At 56.2% G+C, this 3,814-nt stretch carries 4 protein-coding genes; 1 reads left to right on the top strand and 3 read right to left on the bottom strand.

Features of this window, described 5'->3' with window-relative positions; translation table 11 throughout:
* On the bottom strand, positions 1-194 hold a 194-nt coding region (locus ACI4OH_RS00245; RefSeq protein WP_439783909.1), incomplete at its 3' end, for a rod shape-determining protein.
* Between the two features lie 364 nt (positions 195-558).
* Between ACI4OH_RS00245 and ACI4OH_RS00240 the strand changes: the two genes are divergently transcribed.
* Positions 559-1,005: a hypothetical protein gene (locus ACI4OH_RS00240; RefSeq protein ID WP_439783908.1), complete on the top strand. Its 447-nt coding sequence runs from the start codon at positions 559-561 to the stop codon at positions 1,003-1,005.
* An 83-nt stretch (positions 1,006-1,088) separates the two neighbouring features.
* Here the strand turns inward: ACI4OH_RS00240 and alr are convergent, their stop codons facing one another.
* Entirely contained in the window at positions 1,089-2,198 is a 1,110-nt protein-coding gene (alr, locus tag ACI4OH_RS00235) for an alanine racemase (RefSeq protein WP_439783907.1), read from the bottom strand.
* Positions 2,199-2,675: 477 nt separating this feature from the next.
* A partial coding sequence (locus ACI4OH_RS00230) for an S-layer protein (RefSeq protein WP_439783906.1) occupies positions 2,676-3,814 on the bottom strand: 1,139 nt, incomplete at its 5' end.

Genomic DNA, 3,814 nt, shown 5'->3' with positions numbered 1-3,814 from the left:
CGGATGGCGACGATGTTGCCCGGCGTGCGGCCGATCATGCGGCGCGCCTCCTCGCCGATGGCGAGAACGCGGTTCGTGTCCTTGTCCACCGCGACGACAGACGGCTCGCGCAGCACGATGCCCTTTCCTTTTACATAGACCAGCACGTTGGCTGTGCCAAGGTCGATGCCGATATCCATTGACATACCAAACATTTTATTGAAATCCCCTTCCAACCGATAAAAGAATGATATCATACCTTCTAGAAAAGATTATGGCAGGACTGGCTGAAAAGCAGCGGGAAAACAGACGCCGCGCCATTTTATGCCATCTTTTCTCATTGATATACTATATAATACTTCGCGCGCTTTTACAATGGGTTGAACAGGCGAAAGAGCCAGAAATATGAACGTTTTGTAGAGGCAGCGTACAAATTTACAAAATTTCATGTTATTTACGATAACTTACGCCAATTTTATGAAAGTTTCCTCTTTTTCCTTCTTAAAAGACGCATTGACAACGCAAAAACAGGATGATACGATTAATTTGACTTAAAGAAAATTTATAGGAGATTTACACATGAAAAAAGCAATCGCCATCCTGCTCGTCATCGTCGCGGCCTTCCTCGGCACGCTGCTCTACTTCCGCGCCCACGACACGCGCACGGCCGACAGCCTCTCGGCCTATGCGCGCATCGAGTTCACGGGCCTGCGCGGCTCGGACGGCTCGGCGACGAGCGCCCACTTCACCGTCTGGGATACGCGTTATGACGGCGCAAAGGCCGACTCCAAAGTCACGCTCGTGACCGACGCCAAGGAGTGGCCGCTGATCGCCTCCGTCAAGCAGAAGGATGCAGGCGCTTTCCAGAAGGAAAACGAGATCTCCGTCTTCCTGCCGGCCGCTGCGCTCGACGATATCAAGGCAGCCAAGACCGTCCGCTTCCGCTATTCCTACAAGGACGGTCAGACGATCGACCTGCCTCTGAACGACGCCGACCTCGCCTACTGGAAGGGCCAGATCGAGTAAACCATCAGCTGCGCACAGCGCATGAAAAAAGAGCATCCCACGCAAAGGGATGCTCCTTTTTGGTGCAATGGATTGACCGCCCATCAGCCCTTATAGACGCGCGGCACGCGCGGGGAAATCAGGCAGGTGACCTCGTAGTTGATCGTGTTGAGCCACTTGGCTGCCGTGCCAACCGTGACGGTATCATCGCCGAAGAGCACAGCCGTATCGCCCTCCTTGACGTCCGGCAGGTCCGTGACATCGACCATGACCTGGTCCATGCAGACGCGGCCCGCAATCGGCGCCTTGCGGCCGCCGAACGAGACATAGCCGCCGTTGCCATAGGCGCGGATGTAGCCGTCGGCATAGCCGATCGGCAGCGTCGCAATGCGGCTCTCGCGCTCGGCGATGAACTCGCGGCCATAACCGATGCTCTCGCCTGGATGCACGTTCTTGAGGAAGACGACCTTGGCGCAGACCTTCATGACAGGCCGCAAATCAATCGGATGCGTGACTTCATCCGATGGCCACATGCCGTACTGGATGACACCGACGCGCACCATGTCGTAATATGCCTCCGGGATCTCGAGGATGGCAGCCGACTCCGCGATATGGCGAATCTTGGGCCTGACCCCCGCGTCCTCGACAGCCTTGAGCGCCTGTTTGAACTTCGCAAGCTGGCCTTTCGTGTATGCCTTGTCCTTGCTGTCCGCCATCGCGAAATGCGAGAACATGCCTTCAATCTCGATGTTCGGCAGCTGCTTGACGGCAGCCGCCAGCGCGCCGATCTCCTCAGGGCGGACGCCGATGCGCCCCATGCCCGTCTCGACCGCTAGGTGGACCTTGGCCGTCTTATGCTGGCGCACCGCTTCGCGCGAGATGGACTCTGCGAGCGGCAGCTCGCAGACGACCTGCGTGACATCGTAGTCGACAATATCGCGCGCCTCATCTGGCAGCACGAGGCCGAGCAGCAGGATTGGCTGCGTGAAGCCCGCCTCGCGCAGCTCGATGGCCTCGCCGAGCGTCGCGACCGCGAGATACGAGGCCCCCGCCTCCACCGCGACGCGCGCGACAGCCAGCGCACCGTGGCCGTAGGCATCCGCCTTGACAACGGCGCAGAGCTTCGCCCCGCTGCGAATATTCTTCTTGATTTCCTCGTAATTATGTCTAAGGGCCGCAAGATCAATCTCCGCCCAAGCTGCACGATTTGGCATGAAATATCCCCTTTTCTCGTACCTAGTCAGATTCTCTATTCAGTTTACTACACGACCTAGAAAAGTCAAGCGTGTTAATGATTAGTAGTTTGCAGGAATACTAGTACTGTGTTATAATAGAGACGAAAAGGAAGCAACGCCGTCATCTGTCTGGAGACGGCACTGAAACAGCCCTTGTCAATGTGGTGTGGTGACCAATTGACAAGGGCTGTTTTGTCATCCACGAGTGGTGAATCATGGTGACAGCTTAGGCATCGTCGCGACGAGAAATCTTAGCGTAAAGCCAGTTGGAAACAACACCGGCCAGAACGCTGACAAAAAAGGATAGCAACAAATCTGTCATGAAAACGGCACCTCCCCTCTGGTCGGTTTGCCATTTCAAAGGCGCGACATTATCATTATAAGGGAAAGACGTGTCTATGACAACAAAAAAGGCCTCCGCCGGAACGGAGGTCTTTGCAGGTTGGACGTGTGCGATCAGAAGAAGAATTCGAGCTCGCCGTAGAGGTTCTCGATCTTGTTGTCCGTCGCGATGTTCTTGCCGTTTGCATAGCGCAGCGTCGTGACGACATTGCGGAACGGCGTGTAGTTCGCGCCGACTTCCCAAGCCTTCTGGCCCTGAAGGACAGCATCGAACGTGGAGAACAGAGCCGTGTTGTCGCCGAGATAACGGTATGCGGCCCAAGCACCCCAAGTGCCTTTGTTCTCAGCCTCAGCGCCCTTGTAGTCGTACTCAGCGCTCCAAGCCTTGTCGAGGTCATCTGCCGACGTATTCTGGGCATAGAAGCCATTGAGTGCGCTCGTGCCGTCAAAGTTGTAGCCAGCCTTGGCGAGCCAGATATTGGCATTGTCCTCACTGGACTGGCGCGTCAGATTGTCTTTGAGATAGCTGAACGAATCCGCGTTGAGGTGATGGTAATCGATGCCGCCGTTAAACTTGCCGGCTGCATAGCCAAGACCTGCGAACTGGTAGTTGGCCGTATCATCGCCGTTGACGAGCTTTGCCGTCTCTTCATTGCGGAAGTTGTTGGATGCACTGACATCATCCATGTCGAGGCGGCCTGCGCCTGCCGTGAACGTCACCTTGTTGCCGAACGTGACCTGGCCGCCCGAGAACTCCGTATCGAAGATGCTGTCATCATCGATCGGGTTGAACTTGCCGAGTTTGACCTGGAAGTTCTTGTAGTCGCCCTGCGCGTAGATGCGGACGAGGTCGAGGTTCGTGTCCTGCGAATCGCCATGATACGGATCCTTCGTGTCGCTGCCGTCTTTTGCCATATCCGTGTAGGCATCGATACGGGCATTGACATGCCAGTTGCGGTTGACTTCAGCGCTCGGCTCGAGGCGCAGCAGCAGCTCATCGTCGTTGCTCTTCGTGCCGGCATCCTTATCACGCTGGCTCCAGTACTGATAGCGGGCCTCGCCGTTCCACTTGACCTTGTCGGCATTGCGCTCGAGGTTGCTGACGCGGACACCGAGGTTATTGAGTTCATCGGAGAACTCCGCGGCGAGCTTGTCGATCAGGGCCTTATCCGTTGCGGAGACATCCGTCTTGGCCATGGCCTTGGCGATCATCTGAGCCATCTCATAGCGCGTGATGTTCTGGTTGCCGCGGA

Source organism: Mitsuokella apri (assembly GCF_051886055.1).
Lineage (GTDB): Bacteria > Bacillota > Negativicutes > Selenomonadales > Selenomonadaceae > Mitsuokella.
This window is presented reverse-complemented; position numbering and strand designations above follow the sequence as displayed.

Bases quoted from the DNA above. Each gene is read 5' to 3' on its own strand.
- ACI4OH_RS00240 (WP_439783908.1), top strand. From the start codon at position 559: ATGAAAAAAGCAATCGCCATCCTGCTCGTCATCGTCGCGGCCTTCCTC.
- alr (WP_439783907.1), bottom strand. From the start codon at position 2,198: ATGCCAAATCGTGCAGCTTGGGCGGAGATTGATCTTGCGGCCCTTAGA.